General features: G+C 45.3%; 16 protein-coding genes. All 16 read right to left on the bottom strand.

Features of this window, described 5'->3' with window-relative positions; genetic code table 11:
* Positions 1–45: 45 nt before the first annotated feature.
* The gene (locus FDP09_RS12920; protein WP_137403059.1) at positions 46–312 is read right to left on the bottom strand and encodes a hypothetical protein; all 267 of its coding nucleotides are present in this window, start codon (positions 310–312) and stop codon (positions 46–48) included.
* A 1,389-nt stretch (positions 313–1,701) separates the two neighbouring features.
* Positions 1,702–2,862, bottom strand: a complete 1,161-nt coding sequence (locus tag FDP09_RS12915) for a glycoside hydrolase family 43 protein (RefSeq protein ID WP_373289261.1) — start codon at positions 2,860–2,862, stop codon at positions 1,702–1,704.
* Between the two features lie 1,080 nt (positions 2,863–3,942).
* Complete coding sequence (locus FDP09_RS12910; RefSeq protein ID WP_137403058.1) at positions 3,943–5,505, bottom strand: N-acyl-D-amino-acid deacylase family protein; 1,563 nt, start codon at positions 5,503–5,505, stop codon at positions 3,943–3,945.
* Positions 5,495–7,024, bottom strand: a complete 1,530-nt coding sequence (locus FDP09_RS12905) for a glutamate racemase (protein ID WP_137403057.1) — start codon at positions 7,022–7,024, stop codon at positions 5,495–5,497. The genes FDP09_RS12910 and FDP09_RS12905 overlap by 11 nt, the downstream gene beginning before the upstream one ends.
* 11 nt (positions 7,025–7,035) lie before the next feature.
* Positions 7,036–8,319 (bottom strand): serine hydrolase domain-containing protein, encoded by a 1,284-nt coding sequence (locus tag FDP09_RS12900; protein WP_137403056.1) that lies wholly within the window; start codon positions 8,317–8,319, stop codon positions 7,036–7,038.
* A 178-nt stretch (positions 8,320–8,497) separates the two neighbouring features.
* Positions 8,498–9,910, bottom strand: coding sequence for a RagB/SusD family nutrient uptake outer membrane protein (locus FDP09_RS12895; protein ID WP_137403055.1), 1,413 nt, complete (start codon positions 9,908–9,910; stop codon positions 8,498–8,500).
* A 12-nt stretch (positions 9,911–9,922) separates the two neighbouring features.
* The gene (locus tag FDP09_RS12890) at positions 9,923–13,267 is read right to left on the bottom strand and encodes a SusC/RagA family TonB-linked outer membrane protein (RefSeq protein ID WP_137403054.1); all 3,345 of its coding nucleotides are present in this window, start codon (positions 13,265–13,267) and stop codon (positions 9,923–9,925) included.
* Positions 13,268–13,286: 19 nt separating this feature from the next.
* Positions 13,287–14,276 carry a FecR domain-containing protein gene (locus tag FDP09_RS12885; protein ID WP_137403053.1) on the bottom strand — a complete coding sequence of 330 codons (990 nt, stop codon included), beginning with the start codon at positions 14,274–14,276 and terminating at the stop codon, positions 13,287–13,289.
* Positions 14,277–14,551: 275 nt separating this feature from the next.
* The gene (locus tag FDP09_RS12880) at positions 14,552–15,148 is read right to left on the bottom strand and encodes an RNA polymerase sigma factor (RefSeq protein WP_137403052.1); all 597 of its coding nucleotides are present in this window, start codon (positions 15,146–15,148) and stop codon (positions 14,552–14,554) included.
* Between the two features lie 190 nt (positions 15,149–15,338).
* Entirely contained in the window at positions 15,339–15,473 is a 135-nt protein-coding gene (locus tag FDP09_RS24200; protein WP_262710621.1) for a hypothetical protein, read from the bottom strand.
* A gap of 1,254 nt (positions 15,474–16,727) precedes the next feature.
* The gene (locus FDP09_RS12875; RefSeq protein ID WP_137403051.1) at positions 16,728–17,858 is read right to left on the bottom strand and encodes a sialidase family protein; all 1,131 of its coding nucleotides are present in this window, start codon (positions 17,856–17,858) and stop codon (positions 16,728–16,730) included.
* Positions 17,855–19,021, bottom strand: coding sequence for a cellulase family glycosylhydrolase (locus FDP09_RS12870; protein WP_137403050.1), 1,167 nt, complete (start codon positions 19,019–19,021; stop codon positions 17,855–17,857). The genes FDP09_RS12875 and FDP09_RS12870 overlap by 4 nt, the downstream gene beginning before the upstream one ends.
* A gap of 458 nt (positions 19,022–19,479) precedes the next feature.
* The gene (locus FDP09_RS12865) at positions 19,480–20,493 is read right to left on the bottom strand and encodes a glycoside hydrolase family 43 protein (RefSeq protein WP_137403049.1); all 1,014 of its coding nucleotides are present in this window, start codon (positions 20,491–20,493) and stop codon (positions 19,480–19,482) included.
* 352 nt (positions 20,494–20,845) lie between these two features.
* Complete coding sequence (locus FDP09_RS12860; protein ID WP_229683438.1) at positions 20,846–22,483, bottom strand: family 43 glycosylhydrolase; 1,638 nt, start codon at positions 22,481–22,483, stop codon at positions 20,846–20,848.
* Positions 22,450–23,436 carry a family 43 glycosylhydrolase gene (locus FDP09_RS12855; RefSeq protein ID WP_137403048.1) on the bottom strand — a complete coding sequence of 329 codons (987 nt, stop codon included), beginning with the start codon at positions 23,434–23,436 and terminating at the stop codon, positions 22,450–22,452. Before FDP09_RS12855 ends, FDP09_RS12860 begins: the two co-directional genes overlap by 34 nt.
* A gap of 265 nt (positions 23,437–23,701) precedes the next feature.
* Positions 23,702–24,775, bottom strand: a complete 1,074-nt coding sequence (locus tag FDP09_RS12850; RefSeq protein WP_137403047.1) for a family 43 glycosylhydrolase — start codon at positions 24,773–24,775, stop codon at positions 23,702–23,704.
* Positions 24,776–24,830: the final 55 nt, after the last annotated feature.

The raw sequence follows: 24,830 nt of genomic DNA, 5'->3' as shown, positions 1-24,830 counted from the left end.
TAGTTAAGGCCATTTCCCTGTTTTCACCTGCTAGGAGTTTCTTTTCTATTTGACTTTAATTGTATGGCTTTGGCCATTTTGATGGATTTTATCCTTTTCCTTTTTTCCATTGATGAAAAAAGAAAGAAAAAAATCTAGGCCGGTGGTCTGTCCTTTAAAATGGGACATGGATTTCCCCTGCGACGTGGATCCGTCACCCATTTTAATTTCCACCCGATGGCTACGGCCTAAAAGCGAGTGGGGCTCGCTGTTCCACGACGCGAGCCAACTCCCTTTCTTAACGGCCTCCACCATCGGCTGGAAAACAGGCATACCAAGGGCCGTAATAAGGAAGCGATACCTTTTTGGGACTTATTAACTGAATCCGCCTTGCAGGTATTGGGCGTTAAGAAATTAAAAAGCGGGTAGGCAAGAAGGCAGGCTTGTTTGCCGAAAGGCTGACAAAAAGAATGTTGGCGGCTAAAGAAGGTTTACCTGGCTTTAAATAGGCCTGCTTGGCTTTAGACAGGAGGAGTTTGCCTGCATGGGGGGTAGGCTTTAATTTTAGCCCAATAGATGCACACCTGTGCGCCGTGGCGTAGCCGCGGGGTTTTTTGGTTACTTTTTTGGCCTGAAGTAAAAAAAATACAAAGGTAAAGGGATGAAAACCACCTAGGAATTTAGCTAGAAAAATAACTGCCCAAGGAAAAATATAGAACCCGTATTTTCCAGATACGCACTAACTAAACGGCACTAAACCCGCATTATGCAATAGGATTAGTATTGAGGACGGAAAATGCAAGAAAATCGGTCCCGATCAACCGGGAAGCGAAGCAACTGATTTTAAAGCATTTTCAGGCCGTAATAGATTTTCTATGGTATGTTTCGGGTTAAACACCCCGTCATCACGAGCGGAGCAAAGCTGGTCTTACGGTAGGCCATAGCCGGCAGGATAACGGATGTAAGTGGGTGGAATTCTATATCCTTGATGTTTGTCCACTTCACAAATGGCCGAGGGGGATTACAAATCCCGAACATTCAAATCCCCGACAGCATTTATTACCCCCCCTATTATCTCAGGTCAAACGTTTTTAACCTAAGCTCGACTGAATTTTTTTATTAAAAGCGAACCCTTTTAAGGAGGATGTGGGTTGGAAAAGGGTGTGGCAACTCGCCGCGGCGAGCTGCCACGGCTTCCACCCCTCATATCTCCCTCTAAGCCTCGCAGTGACGATTTTATAATCGAACTGAGGTTTTTTTAGTGTTTTGAAGGGAAAAAATTTTCATGTAGGCATAGCCATCATCCGTGCCGATGGAGTGCCATCAGCACGGATGATGAGCGCTTAAGTTCCTACGGATTCATCCTCTGGTTACAAAATTTATCGTGCCGATAGCATTTTTGCCTCGATTTATACATTAGAAACCGCAGTAGCCTATCTTACCGAATGGTGGGATGGGGTGAAAAAATGCGATCAGGAACATTTTTTTAATGCGTTTGCCCTTGTATTTCCCTGATTAGTGTTGACCGGATAAATATTAGTTTTCATTATTATATTTGGCAAAAAATGAGAGGGTTACAAATCTGGAACAGCACAATTGAGTCAGCGACTCAAAACTTACCAGTGCCGGGGCAAAGACCCAGCACAACCCAGCATTTGTAAAATTTCGCATCTCGACCCCCACTGTACACATATCTCACGTCTCAAGATTCACCACTTTGCACTATTTCTTTAAAGGCACTGGTTGGGGGTTGGTCGTGGGACCATGCACGGCCAAGGTTCCATCGGCCTGGATTTCCATTTTATCCAGGAATACCACCCTCTCTTGGCCAGATTCCTTGGTTCGGCCGTGGTACACGCAATACATCTCTCCATTATCCAAAAAGACGATATTGTTATGGCCTGTTCCGGTAACCTCCCCTCCTTTGGGTGTATTCAATTCTAGAACGGGGTTGTTGGCCGCCTTTGTAAATGGTCCCAAGGGGCTTTTCCCAGTGGCGTAACCGACTGCATAGTTTTGGCCAGCATAGTAATTACTCGAATACATGATGTAATAGGTGTCTTTATGCTTAAAAATCACAGATCCTTCAGTCCACCGTCGGTTGATCTCATGTTTGGTCACCGATCGGCTCTCCCATTCAGCCTGTGTATCATCCATTCTTAAAGGTGGCCGTAAACACAACACTGGGTCACCAATCACTCCTGAAAAATCAGGTTTAAGTTCCACACCATATACCCAACTTTCTTCGATTTCTTCATACCAACCCTTTTCCCTTGCCCAATCGGCCACTTCACTTTCTACCGGATGTTTGTAACAAGCCCTGGAATAATAGAGATAGTATTTACCATCTTCCTGATACACATTGGCATCAATAATGGGATATCCCGGGTCAAAGATAGGACGATCGTACATCTCCTTAAAAGGGCCTGTTGGGCTATCTGCCACGGCCACACCGATCATAAAGTTTTCTTCCTCATTTGTAGGGTTTACCTTCCACTGGGCACTGAAAAACATGTAGTATTTTCCGTCCATCTTATATACTTCAGGCGCCCAAAAGAATTTCAATGCCCACGAATCTTCCGTATTGCCACGATAAACTTGCCCCTCGAATTCCCAGTCCACCAGATTGTCAGATGAATAAGCCGCGAAGCCATCCTCAGCGCCGCCACCTGTACCATACATATAGTACTTGCCGTTTTGATCATTTAAGATAAACGGATCACCAAAAGCGACATCCAAGGGATTGCTATACGTTTTTCCTTCCGTTAGTTGCACTTTTACGGACGCTTTTTCTTCCTTTTCCGCATTACAAGCAAAAAGAAAAATGATAACCACAAGGGAAAGAACCTGTCTGCACAAATGATCAAATGGGTAACGCATCATAATTATTCTAAATAGTTGACAACAGTCAAAAGTAGTTGAATTATTGATTTACTCCACAAAATTATCCACCAACTATTGGTACTTTTCCATCTTATATGAGCAAAATTTTCGCGCAAAGGCAGCTATCATCCGTGTCGCTGGCACTCCTTCTGGAGCATTATAAATGCCGTTCGCCACCGTTCGCATTTCAAATGCAGAACTAGCGGGATTCACAAGCAAAAAAACAACCGAGGCTGACAAAAGTAAAATTTTCAGCGAAAGGTCAAATGGGGAACATTTTATATCAGTGGAATTTCATTAATAATGGCCAAAACTACAGTTTTTACGGCTTCATCCATCAAAAAATCACGCACAATTCGCATATTACCTGCTGATCAAGAATTCATGCAGCCCATTATTAGAATTGTAAGGGTGGGAAGATTGTAAGATTGGAAGATTAGTTGGTAGAAAGAATGGAAGGTTTTAATATGGGCAGATTGAAAGGGTGGCAATACAAATGCCTTGCTCGGAAGTCCGCATTCCAAATGCGGACTAGTGGGGCCAGTGGGGATCGAGTAGAAGCAATCTTCCAATTTTTCAATCCTGTAACTTTTCAACTAGGCCAAAAAAAAAGCTATGAAAACAATCTCATAGCTTTAGTCAATTAACAATAAACCCAAAATAACCTGCTGTAGGGGAAGGACTCGAACCTCCACGGGGCAGTTAGGCAAAACACGAGCTCGATATTTGCTTTATCCCAGATCCCCACCCCCGAGACAGGGGGGCATGTCTGCCAATTTCATCACCCTACAGTATCTGAAAGACCTTTTGTCCATCCCTTATGTTGTAAAGGTAACAACACTTGATTTATTTTACAAATAATTCAATAAATTAATTGAAATATTTTTTAATTCATATCAAATACTTAGTCCTATTGCTTAAATGAAAAAGAGCCTATCTGAATATATAAGTAGTTCATGCCATGTTTAAACGCACTGGGGGATTACAAATCCCCAATATTAGGGTTCGGGATTACAAATCCCCGAACAGCAAAAAATGCGCAGCAAATCCTAAAAGCTACCTCCTTGGCACTTCGTAAATTCATTTCCTCAAGGCCTTTCCGGCCAATTTACCAGTATATTTACCTTTCTCGATCACCAGTTCTCCATTCACCCAAACATAATCTATACCCTCTGCTTCCTCATAGGGAGCCTCAAAGGTGGCCATATCTTTCACTTTCTCTGGATCAAAGACAATCAAATCGGCAAAGTACCCTTCTTCTACAAATCCCCTACCCTTCACACCAAAAGTTGCTGCCGTCAAACCGGACGAACTATGCACCATAAACGCCAGATCGATCACCGCTTCTTCCTGCACATACTTATGCACTTTCCGGGGAAAGGTACCAAATTGTCTGGGGTGTCCTGCTCCACCATCAGACCCTGTCATCACCCACGGCTGCTGCATGAACCGCTCCAAGTCACTTTCTTTCATGTTAAAGGATATCACTTTGATGCCCCCATCGTTTCTGAGGATTTCCATAGTAGCCTGTGGCAAACTCATGCCCAACTCCTTGGCCATTTCACCCAAGCTCTTTCCATTCATATTTTTCTCCACGGCATCGGAAAATATCAGCGATTCGGGTCCGCCCCTTTTGCGAAGGTTTTTGGTGATCCCAGCGATCAACGTATCTCTTAACCCTGGATCATCAAACCGCTTTATCATTTTTTCATATCCACCGTCCTCTGCCCACCGGGGCACCAAAGCAGCTTTGAGGGAAGTTCTGGACGCCAAATAGGGATATTGGTTGGCTGTTACGTGGACACCTTGCTCCCTAGCCTTTTCTATCAGCTCGATTACCTCGGGGCTTTTGTCCCATACATCCGTCCCGAGGCATTTGATATGGGAAATATGCACAGCTACACCTGATTTTTTTCCAATATTAATGGTTTCCCTGACCGCATTCATCAAGCCAATATTGTAAGAGCCCTCATCACGCATATGCGTATCATAAATACCATTATGCTTGGCTACGACTTTGGACAGCGCAATCACCTCGCTCATGTTGGCAAAGCTGCCGGGCGAATAAAACAGCCCTGTAGAAATCCCAAAAGCTCCCTCTTCCATCGACTTATTGACGACCTCTTCCATTTCCGTTAGCTCATTTGGGTTGGCTTCTTTTGCTTCCATTCCCATCACCACTCTTCTTACCGATCCATGGCCGACGAGTAAAGCAGCATTGGTGCCGATGCCATTTCTCTCCCACTCGTCCAGTTTCCGCTTGATGGGCATGGGACTGCTGCCATCATTCCCTGCAAAGACCGTCGTCACCCCCTGTCTCAGATAGCGCAAATTGGCCTTTTGCTCAGGATCTGACAGCTCCCGCTCCACATGCGTATGTGGATCGATAAACCCTGGTGCCAGGTACAAGCCAGCAATATCGATTGTCTGCTGACTGGAGATACTATGCTCTCCGGGAGTCCCCACATAGCTGATCTTATCATCGGTAATACCTACTTCCATACGTTTTGCAGGAGCATCATTACCATCAAACACCATCCCCCCAGTGATCAATACGTCCACTTCTACCGTTGGCTTGCAGGAAGCCATCAGGATAAAAAGCCCCAGCAATAACCAAGGCACACATATTCGGTTATTTTTCATGATGGCTCAATACTTTCTCTTCTGAATTTAGCGCGGGTATTAGCTGAAAAGTCGCTGGGATCGAACCTGAAAGCCGATCAACAGTTTCCGCTGGTATATTGGAAGGCGCAAATGGCACCACTTTTACATATTCTTGGATCTCCCCGGCACTCCTTCCGTATTTATATGCATAGGGAAAGCGACCATTTTCGTCTGTGGATACCTTGGGATTATCTGTATTGGGAACACTGATGAAAAACTGGCTCTTATGCATATCACCTGCGGGATTGAAAAGGTCATTTTCTTGCAGGTAAACATACAGTTCCTGCGCTACCCTGACTGCCGGATCTATAATGGCGATATCCTTATCCATAAAATCCCGATAGATAAATTCACCGTCCTTTTTATAATCGTAAAGTTCTTCCAAGACCGTCTCGATATCAGACGTCAAGTAAGGATAATGTGTACACCCCAACACTATGGCCTTCAGGGGCAGGGATTCCGGATCTTTTCTGATCTTTTCCATCAAAGAAACCAGGTGATAGCGGACGTAATTCTCCGTATCGTTCAATTGCAACACCGTACAATCATCCGTATCCTTGGCATCACAAAGCATTTTGGAATGGTCAAAATCAAAATTATAGATATCCAATAGGGTCTTGTCAATTTCAAATTCCGGATGGTCCAGAGAAGGCCCCCTGTAGTTGTCCCTTGGCTTGCTGGCCTCACGGTTGATGAAATCCGGTTCCTCATCCACAGCCTCTGCGATGCCATGTCCTCCTTGGTTGTATATGTGGATTTCCCCCGTATATCCTTGTTCTTCCTTGATTCTCAAAATGGTATTTTCATACCCTTTGGAAGCTACTGTCCCCACTGTCGCCATCACACCAATGGATCCATCCCCAGATGGGCCAAAAACCTGCAAAACTCCCCTGGCACCAGCATCGATTACACCGATGACATGCACATCAACACCTGCTTTTTCGATAAATTCGTCAATCAGTTCTTTGCCATAGGCTGTCGCAGTATTGCAAGCAATGACAAGCGTCTTGACCGGAGATTTGTCATCACTGTAATTTTTGGCATCGGCTCCTTTATAGTATTTATTGGAAAGCATAAACTGGGTATCCTTGAGAATATGCTCCACCAACAAGTCGGTCTTGCCCTCACTTGAATAATTCCCGTAGGGCATATTGGCCTGATCGGCCAAATAAATAAACGCCTCCTCATCAAAATCCGGCGCTCCATCGGCCCCAGCTGTCCTGTCCCCGTTCTGATGGCCATCATACTGCACGATCGCATCCAAAACGGTAAGTCCTCCGGTCCCGGAATCAAATACACCTATTGGCAAATGTCTGTCCTTTGCTGGATATTGTGCAAAGTCCACATAATAAAAACTCTCCTGTTCCTCCAAAATAGCGTTTTCTATCGGCAGATTATCGGAAGTTTTTTCCACTACTTTTTCCTCCACTTTTCCTTGACCACAGCCGATCAAAAAGGAAATGGCCAAGGCGCAGATTAATGTGTTCCGGTATATCATGCTATATGTGGTTAATGGTTAATGGTATCTTTAATCTCATCTAATTCTTCGTCCGTAAAACGATACGCTTGCAAGTCAATCCCTTCCAGCCAACGCCCAGCATCAAATCCCTGCTGACAGGAAAGCTTGGCAAATTGTTCTTTTAAGGAAGGATATATAGGCGTCAAATCCCGTTCCGTCACAATGGCATCCAAGGCATGTCGTATTTCGGTCATGTAAGGGCTCTGGGTATTGTTCAAAAGGATCACAGTGCTTTCCACCCCTCTAAACCGCTTGATATAGCTCTTGTTACCGGCCCAGCTTCCTGTGTGATAGCTCACTGGCCCCACTTGATCATCTTCATAATTGTGCCAGCCAAAACCATAATCGGTATCCACTCCTTCATATTCCACTGGAGTAAACATGGATTTCTTAGTTTCAGATGAAAGGAAATCATCGCTATAGAGTAACCGGTCCCAGCGCAAAAGGTCTTCCACACTCAATGAAAGCCTCCCCGGCCCCAACCGTTCACTAAGGAATGAATAATAGGCCTTGCCCGGTAGATGCTCCGGTCGGATGTACCCACATGAATCGGCAGACCACCTGAACGATGGTGCATAATCGGACAAGGTATATATCTCAGCCCGCTGATAAAACCCCGCATGCTGAAACCCAAAAGGTTCAAAAAGCTGCGCTTCAAGGTACTCATCCAGTCGCATTCCAGAAGCACTTTCCACAATCTCTGCCAGCAGCACATAGCCGGTATTGCTATAATCATAGGCCTCCCCTGGATTAAACTTCACGGGAGGCTGGTGCTGGATGAAATAAGCAACGATGTCCTTATTGCTTGCCAGCTTATCTTCGGGCCAATGGTCAATAAAATGTGCCGTATAATCAGGCATGCCGGAAGTATGACTCAGAAGATGCTTTATGGTAATGCCTTCATAAGGAAATCCGTCAGGCAGGTACGCCCGGATATCATCTGTTATGGCAAGTTTATCATCTTGGGCCAAATGCATGACGGCTGAGGCGGTAAATTGCTTGGAAACGGAAGCTACCTCCATTGCCGTGATGGTTTCGAAAGCACTGCTATCCTCGAAATTGGCCAGTCCATAGGCTTTCTCGAAAATCAACTCCCCTTCGTCCACTACCGCCACAGCCCCATTAAATAGGCCCTCGGCATTTAAATAACGGAATAAGCTGTCCAGTTTTTCTGCCTTGGGATGATCCTCCAGAAAAACCACTTTGCTTCTTTGGCACGCCAGTGTGACCGTGAGTAATCCCACGATCACCAAGATCATGTATTTCTTATTCATCAATTGGTCTTTTGTTCATTGTTCCATCTGTATTGGGGGCTTTGCAATAACCGGCTCAAACTACTGAAAAGAACCCTCATGTCCTTAATATCCAAAGGAACTGTTAAGCATATTTGGGTCAATATAAAACAAACGAGGGAATACCAGTACTCCCTCGTCCATTTCCTCAGCCGCTTGATTAATAACCATCGTTTTGAGGTGCTATATTCGGGTTTGCATTCAGCTCTGCCAATGGAATGGGCAGGATAAATCGGTCATTCGGGTAGGAAGCTTCGATTACTTCTTCTCCCTGATCGATCGTGACATCCATCTTATTGCGATTGAGGTCAAACAAGCGATGTCCTTCAAAAGCCAGTTCCTTTCTGCGTTCTTCCAAGATGCTCTCAAGCAATTCATCCCCACTGGCAGCTACTGGAGCCGCTTCAGGATCCCTGGTCTGACGGATGGTATTGAGGTCTTCCAGTGCGAGGGAAGGCTGGTTGGTTTTGGCATAAGCCTCCGCTCTGATCAGGTACAACTCCGCCAACCGAAGGACCTTTACATTGTCATCCTGCAAGGCTCCCTGGGGGAATTTCATCACAAATAAGGCATCATCTTCTGCCCCATTTTTAGGTTTTCTGACGATGGCAGTTTTCCGTGCATCGGAATCAGCATATAGTGCAAACAGCTCTTCTGTAGCCAAAGCATCTGCATAACCTTCCTCAGCAAAGAAGTGCCCCAAGCCGTTGGTCCCTGCATTATCGGCCAAGGTATTGACGATTTCAAAGATGATTTCCGAATTATAGTCCGGTGCCCACACCGTACTATAATTGTCCGCAGACAGCAGCTCATAATCCCCACTTTCGATCACCTCAGTGGCATTTTGGGCAGCCAGATCGTATTGTCCTGTATAAAGGTACACCCTAGAAAGCAATGCCTTGGCAGCATTGACAGAAAATGTCCCATTGGCACTTTCACTGCTCATCAGGCTGATGGCTTGGTTCAGGTCGGCAATGATCAGGTCAAAATCCTCTTTCACGGTGTTTCTGGCTGGTGAAATAGGATCATCTCCAATGCTGGCAATTACCGGGACACCAAGATGGCTGGCATCATTTGTAAAATTGTACGGCTGCGCAAAGAACCTGGTCAGGTCAAAATGCCCCAAAGCCCTCAAAGCATAAGCTTCTCCGATTAGCTGATTGGTAGTGGTCTGCTGATCACCGGCCACCTCCAAAGCCTCTCCGCCTTGAATGGCACGGGTGGCATTGATGACTACTTCATAGGAAGTATTCCAGAGATCCTCAGCATATGAATCCTGCTCGCGAACAATGAAATTATGGTAATCCAAGTACCTTCCCGTATTCCTAAGGCTTAGGTAAAGATTATCCGCCATTAATTCCGGGATCACATATACTGACCTGCCGTAATAGCCATCATCCTGCAATTTGCTATACACCCCGTTAAGGGCGGTATGCAGGGTATTCACATCAGTCACCACCTTATCGGTGGACACGCTTTGTTCTGGATCAATCTCTAGGAAGGACTCGCTGCAAGAAGACATACTTCCTACCGTGAGCGCTCCTATAATCATGTATAAATGTAGTTTTTTCATGGTTTCAGTGGTTTAGAATGAGAAGTCAATGCCCAACAGATATTGTCTGGATGTAGGGATTCTCAAGTCCGTCATCCCTGCTATCCCCACTTCTGGGTCAGACTCAAGATTTTTATCCTTTACCCAAGTCCAGACGTTATTGCCTCGAAGATAGATCCTTGCATTGCTTATTTTTAATTTGCTTAGCAATGAATTGGGAAGGTTATAGGAAAGGGTCACATCCCTCAACCGCAGATAGGTACCATCATAGAGAAAGCGGGTGGAGTGCTGACTGGAGCTACCTGACTGGGTATTTCCCCACACCACTTTAGGCACATCTGTCACATCACCAGGCTCTTGCCACCTCCGCTCATAGATCTTTCGGCTCATGTTACCTCGGTCATTGAGCTGGGCGCTTCCATCACTGGCCAGGTACCTGCCCCAATAGTCATAGACTTTGTTGCCATAATTCAGGTAAAAGAGGAAAGACAGGCCAAACCCCTTGTAATTAAAGGTATTGTTCAGACCGGCGAAGAACTTAGGTGAAGCATTTCCATGCTCATATGGATCCGCATTTCCATAGTCATTGGTCGTTTCACTTTCGGATGCATCGGTGTACCAGAGCGCATCACCATTTGCTGGATCCACGCCAGCATAGCCCGGCATGTAAAAAGTATAAAAATCAGCTCCTTCTCTCCGGATGTATTGCCCATCCACAATATCCTCTCCATCCTTTAGCGTTACCACTTCATTTTTATTGGTGGTCAGGTTAAAATCAGTCGTCCACTGTAAACCGTCCGGCTGTTGGATATTCACAGAACTCAGACTAAACTCCAAACCCCTGTTTTGCATCTCGCCGATATTTGCCATGTAACTTGTAATCCCATTGGTTCCGGAAATCGGCACATTCAACAGCAAGTCAGAAGTCATCCTGTTGTAATATTCGACCGTACCACTAAGCCGCTCAAAGATCCTGAAATCCAACCCGATGTTCAGGGGCTTGTTTTTCTCCCACGTCAGGTATGGATTGGACTGCTGGGAATAGGCATAGCCAGGCAAGCCATTATAATCATTGCCTGTATTATACAATCCTCGGGACTCAAAATCACCAATTCCCTGGTTACCGTTCACCCCATAACTACCGCGCAGCTTAAGTTCATCCACAAAGCTGACATTGAAGAATTCTTCCTTGTGGATGTTCCAGCCCAATCCCACGGAGCCAAAATTGGCATAACGCACTGAGGAGCCAAAGCGGGATGAACCATCTCTTCTGCCCGTCACGTTAAAGTAATACTTATCTGAAAACGAATAGTTTGCACTCAGAAAAAAAGAAGTAATGGAAGATGCTGTTTTCTCCGAAGAGGCGTTTCTGTAAACAGAAGCATTAGCAAGTGTGGTGAGCCCAGGAGCGCCGTAATTACTTGCATAAGCATATACCGAATTAGCGGAGATTTTCTGCGCTTCTTGTCCTAGCGTAAAGGCGATGCTGTTATGATCATCCATTACCCAACGGTATTTCAGGAGGTTGGTCACATTCCAGTTCACCACTATATTGGTATAGGCGCGGCCTCGACCCCCATCATTCCTTCCGGCACCAAAATAAGGGTTGTCATACTGGAATTCGTCAGCCAGGTTAAAGTCCAAATTGGCTTTTGTTTCGAAGGAAAAGTTATCCATGATATCATACTTCAAGCCTACATTTCCCAGTGCATTGTACAACCTGGTTTCCCTGATATTTTCATTGACCAATCCTACTGGATTGTAGGTCAATAAAATATCGGTATTATAGCTACCATCTTCATTGTAAACGGGCTCCCAAGGAACCTCCCTGAACATACTTCTCACTGGATTATTGGCACTTCCCGCTTCACTATTGGTATGCATCAGCTGGGTGTTAGCGGCCAACCCAAAGTCCATTGTCAGTTTTTCAGTAGCGGCATGACGCACATTTACTTTTGCATTGAGTTTTTCATAATCAATCCCAATAATAGGTGCTTCCTGATCGTAATAGCCAATGGAAGAGTAAAAATTGGTCTTCTCATTCCCTCCGGAAGCACTGATGTAATATTGCTGGTAGGTTCCATCCCGTGAAATGACATCAAACCAATTGGTATTGATACTTTCATCAATTCGGCTGTAGATATAGTCTTCTGCTTCTTGCGGCGTATCTCCATTGTTTACCCTGGATTCCACTAACAGTTCCGCCAGCTCAGGTGTGGACAATGGCTTGTTGCGATCATCCAGCAGCACTTGACTGGTACCGCGTTGCATGCTCACGTCAAACTTTGTCTTTCCTGATTTCCCTTGTTTGGTAGTGATTAGAATGACGCCATTTGCCCCTCTAGATCCATAGATCGAAGTAGCAGAAGCATCCTTCAGCACCGTCATAGAAGCAATATCATTGGGATTTAGACCTGCAATGGTATTGGAGCTGGTAGCGATCTGGGAAATATTTCCCGCCACCACAGGAATTCCATCGACCACATACAAGGGATCCGAGCTCGCATTGATGGAGCCTACGCCCCGGATCCGGATGTTAGGCGCATAGCCCGGCTGGCCTGAAGCCGCTGCAGACTGTACACCCGCTATATTTCCCTGCAAACTCTCCTGAAATGATGCCCGGGGAGCACCCTGTACTTTGTCCATTTTCACGTCCACCGCTGCACCGGTAAAGGAGGCTTTTGTCTGCTCTCCATAGGCGACCACCACCACTTCATCCAGTGACTGGACATCATTGTCCATGACGACATCCACGGTGGATTCTCCTGCCGGCACGATGACTTCCTTCTTTTTATACCCAACGAAAGAAATCACTAAGGTAACTTGTCCATCCGGTGCACTAATCGTAAAACCACCATCCAGATCGGTAACCGTTCCCTTGGTCGTGCCTTTGATCATAATGCTGACTCCGGGCAAGGTTTCTCCATCACTGGTACTGACTGTACCGGAAATATTCCTGGCAATGGTTCTAGCAGACTTGAACGCTGAATTTTCAGGGTTTCGCTCAGTTGCCGCCGGCAACCCCGCATCAGCCTCCTTCAGCTTAACGGTATAAAAATCAGCTTTTATGCGATCAAATTCCAATCCGGGATTTTTGCTGTTGATCATTTTGAGGGCCTCACCAAAGGACAGGCCTTCCAACAACGCCGCATCACCAAAAATGGCTTCATGGCTGATTTCATCTTTATAGAGAAAGGACACGTTATATTTTTTCTCTACCATCTTAAGAAGGCTTGTCAAACTGACCCTCTTTATGGCTGTAGAACTGGTATTTTCGATTTGGTAGTTATAGGAAAGTGCCTTTTGCTGTTGCACATTGGCCCAACCCATGTTCCCTATCAAAAGACAGCCCATAATCGGTAAAAACTTTACTTTCATAAGTTTATGGGGTAAATGGTTAGTGAATCAATTTTATGATATTTTCATCGCGGATGATTTTGACATCCAACAAACTCCGCAGTCCCTCCAGCAGGGTTTCCACATCCTTAGAAGGCACTACGCCTGTAAATTTCTCATCGAGTATTTTAGAATCGTTGACCACCACGGTAAAGCCATAGTCATCTTTGAGAATCCTGGTAATTTCTTTTAGGGGAGTTTTATCAAAAACCAGTTTGTCGTCTTTTCTACTGGTATAAATTTCCGGTCGTACTTCCTTTTTGATCAGAAGGTCATTGGCTTGGTCCATTTCCACCAAGTCTCCTGGCTCCATCATGATTTGGTCAGCACCGCTGTCATTGGTGACATGTAGTGCAATGGCTCCCGTCTCCAGCACAACGCGTGATGCGGACTTCCGAGCAGTGACGGTAAAGGTGGTGCCCAATACCTGGACGTCGAAGTTTCGTGGAGTCTTCACGGTAAACTTATTGGCGGCTTGCTTCTTTACGATGTCAAAGTACCCTTCTCCTTCAAACCAAATCTCTCGTGGCATATCCGACTCCCACTCTTTGGCAAACTTCAGCTTACTATTTCCGCTCATATGCACCATCGATCCATCAGGCAGCCGGATATCAGCCGACTCCGCAAAAGCCGTCTGGTATTCCTCATAGGTGGTCCATCCAGTCAGGAAATAGATCAGTCCACCTAGCACGGCCACTATGAGAGCGACAGATGCCGCTAACCTGACCATTCCCCATTTAGGGCGTTGCTTGATCATCGCAGGTTGTTTTTGCTGGGATTCGGCCCTTCTCAGAATATCATCTGCTGTCACTTTGGACTTAAGCAATGGCTTCTGTCGCTGGTCCAATGCCTCAAAATCCGCTTCCAGTCGCTGATTTAAATAGGCCTGCCCATCAGACGTAGAAAGCCATTCCAGCACCTTCTTGGCATCCTTCGGACTCAGGTGATTGTTCACATAATCTGATAACTGCTCTTCTGTAGGTCGGTTCATTGACTTGGGGTGTTTGGTAGGAATACACCCAATCCAAGGAAAAGTATTACGCTAGTATTAAAAAAAGTTTAACAATCGGCGAAATAGGTTAGAAAGTTTGGAGGTGGTAAGGTTGAAAAGTTTGGAGGTAAAGGTATCACCTGTTGTTCCAACCGCGCTGTGCTGCGGAACCACATGCATGGAGTTTTTTAACTCAATACCACCTATCTCGTCGGCCACAAAGGCTCGAAGGCTCCAAGTTTCCATAATGCACTATTATCACGCTCACTTCAAGACTACAACCTCTCGGTCGCTGCTACCGCAATGGCCAGGATTATGTAATACTTGGAGACGAATTCGCGGATGGTATGAAGGGCTTTGGTGTATTGGGATTTGACGGTATTGACAGATAGGCCCAGCTCCTCAGCCACTTCTTCATTGCTTTTCCCTTCAGCAGATTTAAGTAAAAAAACCTTTCTTCTCCGTTCAGGAAGGGACTTTATGGCCTCTTGGTACACTTGGTGCGTCTCATTAAAAATCACCTGTTCCTCGGTTTTATTGGAGAACGGACTGGAGATGGCATAGATTTCCAGGTGCTTGAGAATTTTACGCTTTTCATCGCGTATCAAATTAAGAATAATCCGTTTGGCAAAGGTTACGATCAGTGGCTTGATCGGTTTGGTGGTATCAATGTGTGACCTGTAGTTCCAGAGCTTTAGGAAAGTTTCCTGCACCACGTCATTGGCCAAATCTTGTGATTTCAAGTATTTAAGTCCGATATAATACACTTGGGGGGAATATTCCTCGAATAGTGCGGAGAAAGCTTGTTCATTGCCACTGACAAGCTGCTCAACGGTTATGTTTTCACTTTGATTAAGGTTTGAAAAGGACATAAATGCGGTAGAGTGAGGGTGATAATCTCCCTAAAGGTGTGCAAAAATTCAGTTATTCGCAAAATTCGACCTCAATCGACCGGGCATTTACCATTTCCGTTCACTTTTATCTTGTCATATTGGAATCAAGCCTAATTTCTAATTTATGGGTATTTTTTTAGGTGATTTATGAAAGGTAATGGGTTTAGCGTTAATTGTAGAACTGTGGAATCGTAGAGCTGTTGGACAGTAGTCCCACGATTGGGCTTTGACCTACAGTTGTACATCGTAACATGCCCTTAACCTCTCCCCAGCTTTTTCCTTCATAAACGACATTGATGTTCATGGTTATAATGCCAGCGGCATGGCCTATACAGTAACCTGCGGATTCAGCCGCAGGATGGAGAGGTGTTCTCCACCGCTCTGGGAAGTGCCAGCGGCACGAAATATATATACCATCATATATGGTTTCTTTTAAACAGTGATGGTGGTTTAAAACGAGATCAAGTTTTTACTATACGGGTGGCATTACAAATGCCTTACTCGGAAGTCCGCATCCCAAATGAGGACTAGACGAATAGGTGATTTATGATGATAATGGATTTAGCGTTATTTGTAGAACTGTGGAATTGTAGAATTGTTGGACTGTAGTCCCACAATTTGACCTCGGTTTATCATTGCACATAAATGCCCTTCTCATCACTCCACATCCCAAATGAGGACCAGTGAGGTGCGAAGAATTTCTACATGGATTTTTTGAAATTCAATTTTCTCACCATTGCTTAAAAAGGGTTTTGAGTTAATTGTAGAACTGTGGAATCGTAGAGCTGTTGGACAGTAGCCCCACGATTGGGCTTTGACCTACAATTGTACATCGTAACATGCCCTTAACCTCTCCCCAGCTTTTTTCCTTCATAAACGACATTGATATTCATGGTTATAATGCCAGCGGCATGGCCTATACAGTAACCTGCGGATTCAGCCGCAGGATGGAGAGGTGTTCTCCACCGCTCTAGGAAGTGCCAGCGGCACGAAATATATATACCATCATATATGGTTTCTTTTAAACAGTGATGGTGGTTTAAAACGAGATCAAGTTTTTACTATACGGGTGGCATTACAAATGCCTTACTCGGAAGTCCGCATCCCAAATGAGGACTAGACGAAATAAGCCGAAAACAAGTAAAATTGCCTTAAATGAAAAAAAGCTATGAAAACAATCTCATAGCTTTAGTCAATTAACAATAAACCCAAAATAACCTGCTGTAGGAGAAGGACTCGAACCTCCACGGGGCAGTTAGGCAAAACACGAGCTCCATGTTTGCTTTATCCCAAACTCCCCACCCCCGAGACAGGGGGGCATGTCTGCCAATTTCATCACTCTACAGTATCTAAAAGACCTTTTGTCTTTTCCTTATGATGTAAAGGTAATAACACCTTCTTTATTTTGCAAATTATTCAACAAAATAATTAAATTATTTTTTATTCAGTATCAAAACAACAGTTTTATTGAATTATTGAAATCGTTAGAAATCAACCGCAACCTGGTAAGCATAGGCTTCGTGATTGGCAAATAAAATTCATCCCACTGTTTAAAAAACTATTTCATACTCAATTCTCCCATAATCATCCAAACTTCCGTCTGGCCATTACTGCTAAAACCATTAGTGCTAGTTAGCGCAATAATTTTTCCATCAGACAATACCATCAAGCTATTCCAATGACCAATTTTGCCTTTTGCTAAAGGAAAAGGCCATGTTGTATTGGTGAAGTTTTGGACCTGATCATCTCCAATCGCCACTGCCATTTGTGCATTTTCAAGCTTATCACCCCACTGAAAAGATAGCAAGGTCAATCCATTTGATGCTTGGGCCAAGTAGGGAGCCCCTGCATAATCATTCTGGGGCAAACTATCAGCCATGGCGTATAATCGTTTGGGGGAATCTCGGCTTACTCCCTCTTCCCATTCTTTGCCTTCACTATAAAGAATATAGGGTTTGAAAGGACCAAACCCATTGTCCTCTATCGCCAAGGCAATACGCTTCTGCTTTTCCAGCCAAATGGGAACTGGCATTCCATCTCTGGATCCTTCACTAAAACTCACTGTTTTAGGTTCCGTACTCCAAGTAGCACCACCATCCGCGGAGGAAACCATGGCTATTCGCTGCTCATTGGACTGGGTAAAGATGCTTTCGTCGGCAAAGTAAAGCTGAATGTCCCCATCTGGAAGTTGGAGAAACACCGGTTCCCAGCAGCCATCACTGAAGCTAGTCCCAGCTTCATACACCAGCTGGTCGTCTTTCCATGTATTTCCATTGTCCGTGCTTCTTACCGTCCGAATGCCGAAGTGCTTGCCTTGGGTGTTTCTCCTTGGTCGGGGATTATACCCTAACAATATATCTCCATTCTCCAAAACGGTAAAATCCGGCACTGCCAACCCTATACCGGGTGTTTCGGCAGCCACAAGAACTGGCGCTTTCCACCCCTTTTCGGTTCTGATTCTAAACAAAATATTGCCGCTGGCCTCATACGCCAATCCCAGATTACCATCTGCCAATTCCCGGCATCTGGCATAGCCTGCATAGCGATATCCATCCGCTGAAACTTTCTCCAACGAGGATTTATCCCAGCGAATCGTATAGTTATTGGGATCAGGGGGACTTCCTGCCCCAAAGCAAGAAGTTATAAACATGATGATTGCTAAAATCCCCTTGTCCATCCCCTCTATCATCTTTCCGTGAGGGATTTGATCAAGTCTGTTTCTGATTTTTTGTACGGCGTCCCATCTGTATGGAACACTTCATGAAACCAAAGGTCAGGCTCAGCAGTGTAGTCCTTTTCCCAACTGTCCCATGGATACTTGGTCTGGGTTTTTCCATCTACCAATCCCCAGTTGAACATCGCTATATTTTCCTCCTTGGCAATAGGCAAAAAGCCTTCAAAGGTGCTGCCATTTGGACGGGCCATGTATTCGGTACACATCATCGGCCGATCATACCGTTTCAGCCAATTGATGCGCTTTTGGAACTCTTCTGGTGAGTCGTAGTTGTGAAAGGAAATAATATCAGAAAGATGAAGCTGTGCCAATTGGAGTGGCGTCATCACCTCCTCCGAAGACCAATCTCCCAACCATACACCGGAGGTCAATGGCTGCGAAGGATGTTGTGACCTCGCCCACGCAAAGGCATCCTTCATCAACGGCAATACATAATCTACCTTATTGGGGTGTTCCTTGTCACGGTAAGAAACGCCCGTATCATTGTCTGGTTCATTCCATATATCCCATCCCAAAATTCGGTCATCATTGGCAAACCTGCCTACCACCGCTTTCACATATTTTTCCAACCTTGGATATTGAGTACTATCTTCCAAGGCATAAAAGCCGGGACTCTGCACCCAACCGGAATTATGGACATGGGGTTTGGGTGCACGTTGATCTCCGGCTTCTGGAAACGGGTCCCAACAGGAGTCAAATATCACGAACAATGGCTTCATATGGTGCTTTTCCATCAGCACCAGCATCTGGTCCATTCGATCCAAAAAGCCCTCAGGATCTTGCTGATATGCCAGATCATGCAGGTACACTCGCATGGTGTTCATGCCGATATCTTCTGCCCAGCCCAGTTCTTTATCGATCAATTCTGGCGAAAAAGTATCCTCCTGCCACATCTCCAATTGATTAATGGAATTGCTGGGATTAAAATTAGCCCCGACTAGCCAATCTTGGGCTGCATACCAAGCCTTGGCTTTTTCCTTGCTCCATCTTTCTCCTTTGGCCGCTGTAGCAACTGCGGTGCTTTGGGTTTTTTCTTGTGTCTGCTGTTGGCCTCCACAACTCAACAGCATGGCTGCCAAGCTCAACGAAGCGATTAGGTTTATAGGTTTCTTTATCATAATGCTTTTTTAGTGACGTCCGAGCAAAGCCTTTGCTTTGGAAGGAATTTCGTTAAAATTCATCCCTACCCTCCTAAAGGGGACTTTTTGATCACCTCTTCTGCGTACGGGCTAGTTTTAGAAAATCGAAAAAATCTTTCCGATTATCGTTTAAACCTACTTTTTCAGTCTATGTAAAATTTAGTCGGACGATAATAATTGTTTTTAAATCGTAGCGTCCTTACAAATGCAGCTGTCCCACATAGTGAAACCAACATAACTTCGTCATACTTCTCTATCTGGGACAAACTTATTCGTCAGGCTAATGCACGTAAGTCACCGGAGATCTAAAATATCCTTTTTGATGTTTGTGCTACTGACAAATGGTCTAGGGGGATTTCAAATCCCCCTTATCCCAGCTCGGAATTGTAAATCCCGAACAGTAAAGTTGTCATACCTCCTTCCGCTACCTCAGGAAATTACTGTAACGGATCAGCAGCCACACCTTCAAAGGTAATTTTCACTGGTTTGATCTTACCGTTTTTATCAAACTCCATCTTATCGATGCAGGTCACTCGGTGATTATGGTGAGTTTCCGTAAGTGGTCTTCTGTGATAAACGATATAATAGTCTTCCTCTCCCGGAGCATGTATCACAGAGTGGTGTCCAGCGCCTGTGGCTACCTCCGCATCTTGCTGGAGGATGATATCTTCTCTTTCAAAAGGGCCAAAAGGGCTATCTGCAATCGCATAGGCTACCGAATAATCAGGACCTCCCCAGCCACCTTCAGACCACATAAAATAATATTTGCCATCTTTAATAAACATGAATGGCCCTTCCACATAGCCTTCAGGTGTCACCTCCTTGTACAGCTCTCCATCTTCAAATGGCACGATACCGGTAAAGTCCTCATTAAGCTTTACCACATTACAATGTCCCCATCCACCGTAATACATATAGAAGGTACCGTCTTGATCCTTAAAAATATATTGATCGATCGGCTGTGCTCCGTTGACGATTTCATTGATCAATGGCTCACCGAGCAAATCCTTAAACGGTCCCTGCGGCTGATCGGCCACGGCCACGCCAATGCCGCCAACTTCTCCTTCATGTACATCATTGGCTGCAAAAAACAGGTAATACTTATCGTCCTTGCTGATGACACCTGGTGCCCACATGGCTTTTTCTGCCCATTTCACCTCTGCAGTATCAATGATGCGCTCATGCTTGGTCCAGTTCACAAGATCCTTGGAAGAAAAAGCATCCATAAAGACTTGCTTTTCATACTCATCCGAATAAGTAGGGTAAACCCAATAAGTATCCCCATAAATAATTCCTTCCGGATCTGCATACCAACCTTCTACGATCGGGTTTCCAGCACGTTTCGTCTCTTCGACTTTTGCTGAAGTCGCCGTGCTATCTTTTGAGGTTTTTGACTGGCAAGCTACTGTCCCGGCCAGTGCCAGTGCTGTTAATGCTAACGTAGTTCTCATTATAAAGTGGGTTATATGATATTTCTTAATATTGTTCTTCTTAAACCCGGAATATGCATTATCCTATCTGTTGCGACCTTAAACTGCTTCAAAATCAGCCGTTATACTTTAGTTTTCGGCATAACCGTAGCGGTGCTACGCTAATGCCTCCAAACTAACTGATTTTCTTGCAATTTCAGCTCTCACTACGATTCCTAACGCATAATCCGGGTTAAATCGTCATAGCGAACGCTGCGGCAGCGGAGTGAAGCAATCTTTTGCTCGAAAACGAGATGGCTTCATGGTCCATCTGCCCTCCCCTTTCATCACTGCAAACACCGCTTTCAATGACAGCAGGGTAAACTTCAGCCAATCAATTCGCGGAGATATTTACCTGCTTGTAGTTCACTTGTTGGTCAGTTTTGCCTTTGGCAAAAATTCCCAAGCGATAGCCCATGCCCCAAGGCACCAAGTGAGCCGCATCGTACTGGCCTCCTACCGTGCTCCATTCGGCACCGTCCTGAAGGTAGCTAAAGCTCAACAAATGTCCTTCTGTCACCTCCATTTTCAACTTCACCACCGCATGGCCAGCCAATTTCCCTGTAGCTTTTACCTCCAAAGCTTGGTCGCGGTTTTCGATCACCTGGACTTCTCCATCTGTGACCGCTATGCCCATTCCAGCCACGGGTGCACCAAATCCGTTATGGGCACCGCCCACCAAAAGGATCCCTCCCATAGCGTCACTTTCAGCGGGATCAATCGTCACTTCGATGGTGTAATCAGGAGAGGTAGATTTCTGCACCAACAGGGTACCCAGCTGCTCATTTTCCTCAGAGGCATCCAAAATAAGTCCATGATCACCAGTGGTGTACTGGATATGTTGGGTCACTCGCCATTGCCAGATCGGGTTCAGGCTCCCACTAAAATCATCAGTATATGTCAGCGAGGACTTTTCCCGGTCATAAGTTGCTTTATTTTCGAAAACAGGCCAACCATCTTCCGTCCAATTGATTTTTTCCAATACGCCTTCCCTTCCTACATAGACACTTCCAACTGTACTATAGGCATGGTAGAGCAAATAATGATCATCTCCTTTTTTTACCACTGTTCCATGCCCTGCACATTTCCAATCGGCATTGTCCATCAATACGGGATTCTTTTCATACTTTTCCCAGGGGCCTAAGAGGTTTTTTGCCCTGGCTACCCCTGCCCTGTAATTACAGGCGACGTCACAGCAGGCTCCTGCCGAATAGGTCGCGTAGAAGTAATCATTTTTCCGGAAAATGCTGATGCCTTCGATCAGGTGCATTTCCCATTCCTCGTCATTGCGGAAAAGCTCATGGGGTTCTCCAAGTAGTTCGGTCCTTTCCTCATTGATTTCTTGTGCCCAAATGGGAGTCGGTTGTCCTTTGCTATTACCATCCTCCTTCCAAGTCAAAAAGAGCTTACCTTTTTCATCCCGAACTTCATAAGCATCAATGGAACCCAACTCCTGCGCCACCAATGGACCATGGTCCGTAAATGTCCCCTCAGGTGAGTCCGCACTGGCCACCGCCACGCTAAGCCGGTTGCTTTCCTTATCCCTTGCCGTGTAGTAGGCGTAAACCTTCCCTTGCTTTTCATCATAGGCCAATTCTGGGGCCCAGAAATTATTCCTTGCCCAGTCTGGGGCGCCTTCTGGAAAGACATAGTTTACAATTTCCCAATTTACCAAATCGGCTGACTTGAAGATCGGAAAGAGTGGCGCCCATTCATTGGATGTAGCAGAAGCGTAATAAAACTCGCCTACCTTTACCACCGTCGGATCAGGGTGATCGCCAGGCAAAACGGGATTGACAATAGCCACTGGATCGACAGCAAATTCCTCATTTCGTACTTCTTTGCCCGATTGACAAGCAGAACCAGCTACCACCCATAACGCTAAACTGACCAACCAGGCACTTCTCATTTTCTTCATTTCACTATAAATTTCGCTTTCTATTCCTTCAAATAAGGTTTTCCTTTTTTCCATCCGACTTCGACATTGGAAAGCCACCATGTATGGCCTTGGTCATCATTTCCCTGATAAAAAAGGAATGACTTTCCTATGTCTTTATCATCAAAAATATGAGGGTGGCCAGATTCACTGCTGTTCCACTCTCCGGGCTTTCCATTGGCTAAAAATGGCCGGTCAAAAACCCGCTTCCAATTCACACCATCCTTGCTGACTGCAACACCTACCTGCTGGGGAGCATTATTATAACTGCCGGCATAAAACATATACAATTTCCCCTTACGCTCGATAATGGAAGCACCTTCCACACACTTTCCTTCCCACTCCAGTTCTGGCTTGAGGATGGAAGCGTCTTTGGCCAAGGTCCAGTCTTCGCGACTAAAATCCGTATTCGCATCAGCTTTGGCCACACCTTGCATCTGGATTTCTCCCTTGGGATCCCTTGTCGCAAAATACAGAAAATAATGGTCTTTAAAGGAATATACTTCCGCATCAATGGCCCGGCCATTGCTCCAGTCATTGGCATGTGGGGCAAAAATCGGGTTCGTGGCATTTCTGGTAAAATGGATCCCGTCAGTAGAATAGGCATGGCAAATGGCATCCTTGGCACCATTGCCATAGGTTTGGTAAAACAAATGTACTTTTCCATCCTTTACCAAAGCCCCCGGAGCACAGAAGCCATTTTTTTCATACTCCTCTGTAGCTGCTATTTCTCCTATTCGCTCCCAATGGATCAAGTCATCACTTTCTGCTATCGCTATTCCCCATCCGCCTGCTTGGTCAGGAACCGGAGGAACCGAAAAGTACATCAGGTACCGACCTTCAAACTTGACCACATGAGGATCCTTGGAAAAAGGCCTGCCCAACCTGCTGGAATCGGCAAACATCATTTGCTGCGCCCATAATAACCCTATAGATGAACTGTACAGCAGGCAGGCAAGACCAATTTTTAGAATCTTTTTAATACTCATGATCTGAGATTTTTTTTGCCCTACTCCACAAACCGCCATTTTGAGCGGTTCATGAAGAAAGGACACAACAGGTTTATAGGTTTATGTTTTTAGTTTAATGATTTCAAGCTTATAATGTGCATTTCATCTCCTGAGTTGCGATATAATTATTTTTAAAATCTCCCATGGATTTCTCACCAGAGCAGAAGGGTATCCTTGAGCGGAGCCGAAAGGAACCCACGGTTACTAAGCCCCATCCCAAATCCTGATACTTGATACTTTCTTCTCACTCACCATCCTCCAAGTAAAAGTCAAACGGTCTGCTTCTATCATCCTTTAGGGTTTCACCGTCAAAGATCAGTGGAGCCACCTGAATGGTTGTGCGATGATTCTGATGGAAAGAATTACCGGGCTTTGCTTTCAGGTGGCTGGACCTGCCAGGATGTGTGAAATAAAACACATAAGCAGTGTCTCCGAACACCAACACATCCCCATGCGCACCACTGGGCGTATCATCCTTTCTATCTGATGGCTTATCCAATACAAGCCCTTGTTTGGTCCAATTTTTCAAATCATTTGACCGGTACACACGCATCCCCTGCCATTCATCGGTCAACATCCAATAATATCCTTGGAACTGAAAAACCTTCGGGCCTTCATGAGCATCCCCACTGATAGCAGGCATATCCTTGGTTTCCCAACTCACCAAATCATCGGACTCTGAGACCATGGTGATCCCGCCACGGCTATCATCCTTATACCATATTCTAAACTTCCCACTGTCCATTCGAAAGATGGTCGCATCGATGATTTTATCAGAAGAAAGTGTCAAAGGGCCATTATGATCCCAGTCCCAAAGGTTTTCGCTAGTAAAATGATGGATATGACTGGCGCCTCCCCATTCGTTCCGGGCTCCTTGAATATAGGAGACAAACATATGATATTGTCCCTCATGAAATATTACTTCGGGAGCCCAAAAGGTATTCCAACCTCGCTCAAATTCCAAGTCAAGGTAGCCCCTGAACACCCAAGTTTGGCCATGATCTCTGGTCTCGGCAATTCCAATTTTGGTACCATAATAGGCCGAAACACCTGAAGTGGGTATATTGGCACGACGGGCAGTATAAAGCATCCACCAAGCTCCTTCCTGTCTGTTCCAGATCATTACTGAATCGGCTGCTCCATCATAAATCGGGTCTTGGTACAGGGGCGCAGGAGCTTCACGCCATTGTCCAACGTCCTGCTGCGCCAGGGTTTCCTGACCAAAGACCATCAGGCCAATCAGCAAAAAAAGATGGGGGAAAATATTTTTATACAGACATCGCCTTTGGATCGATGCCACAAAACAACTGTCCAACATTGTAATTATTTTGGGCCAATGAAATTTTACCGGGAAAACCATCTTGGGATTTCCA

This window comes from Echinicola rosea, assembly GCF_005281475.1.
GTDB classification, from domain to species: domain Bacteria; phylum Bacteroidota; class Bacteroidia; order Cytophagales; family Cyclobacteriaceae; genus Echinicola; species Echinicola rosea.
Note: the sequence above shows the minus strand (reverse complement) of the source record. Positions and strands in the feature narration are given on the sequence as shown.

Bases quoted from the DNA above. Each gene is read 5' to 3' on its own strand.
- FDP09_RS12900 (WP_137403056.1), bottom strand. From the start codon at position 8,319: ATGAATAAGAAATACATGATCTTGGTGATCGTGGGATTACTCACGGTC.
- FDP09_RS12905 (WP_137403057.1), bottom strand. From the start codon at position 7,024: ATGATATACCGGAACACATTAATCTGCGCCTTGGCCATTTCCTTTTTG.
- FDP09_RS12860 (WP_229683438.1), bottom strand. From the start codon at position 22,483: ATGGAAAAAAGGAAAACCTTATTTGAAGGAATAGAAAGCGAAATTTAT.
- FDP09_RS12895 (WP_137403055.1), bottom strand. From the start codon at position 9,910: ATGAAAAAACTACATTTATACATGATTATAGGAGCGCTCACGGTAGGA.
- FDP09_RS12885 (WP_137403053.1), bottom strand. From the start codon at position 14,276: ATGAACCGACCTACAGAAGAGCAGTTATCAGATTATGTGAACAATCAC.
- FDP09_RS12855 (WP_137403048.1), bottom strand. From the start codon at position 23,436: ATGAGTATTAAAAAGATTCTAAAAATTGGTCTTGCCTGCCTGCTGTAC.
- FDP09_RS12910 (WP_137403058.1), bottom strand. From the start codon at position 5,505: ATGAAAAATAACCGAATATGTGTGCCTTGGTTATTGCTGGGGCTTTTT.
- FDP09_RS12850 (WP_137403047.1), bottom strand. From the start codon at position 24,775: ATGTTGGACAGTTGTTTTGTGGCATCGATCCAAAGGCGATGTCTGTAT.
- FDP09_RS12880 (WP_137403052.1), bottom strand. From the start codon at position 15,148: ATGTCCTTTTCAAACCTTAATCAAAGTGAAAACATAACCGTTGAGCAG.
- FDP09_RS12890 (WP_137403054.1), bottom strand. From the start codon at position 13,267: ATGAAAGTAAAGTTTTTACCGATTATGGGCTGTCTTTTGATAGGGAAC.
- FDP09_RS12915 (WP_373289261.1), bottom strand. From the start codon at position 2,862: ATGATGCGTTACCCATTTGATCATTTGTGCAGACAGGTTCTTTCCCTT.
- FDP09_RS12875 (WP_137403051.1), bottom strand. From the start codon at position 17,858: ATGATAGAGGGGATGGACAAGGGGATTTTAGCAATCATCATGTTTATA.
- FDP09_RS12870 (WP_137403050.1), bottom strand. From the start codon at position 19,021: ATGATAAAGAAACCTATAAACCTAATCGCTTCGTTGAGCTTGGCAGCC.
- FDP09_RS12920 (WP_137403059.1), bottom strand. From the start codon at position 312: ATGCCTGTTTTCCAGCCGATGGTGGAGGCCGTTAAGAAAGGGAGTTGG.
- FDP09_RS12865 (WP_137403049.1), bottom strand. From the start codon at position 20,493: ATGAGAACTACGTTAGCATTAACAGCACTGGCACTGGCCGGGACAGTA.
- FDP09_RS24200 (WP_262710621.1), bottom strand. From the start codon at position 15,473: ATGAACATCAATGTCGTTTATGAAGGAAAAAGCTGGGGAGAGGTTAAG.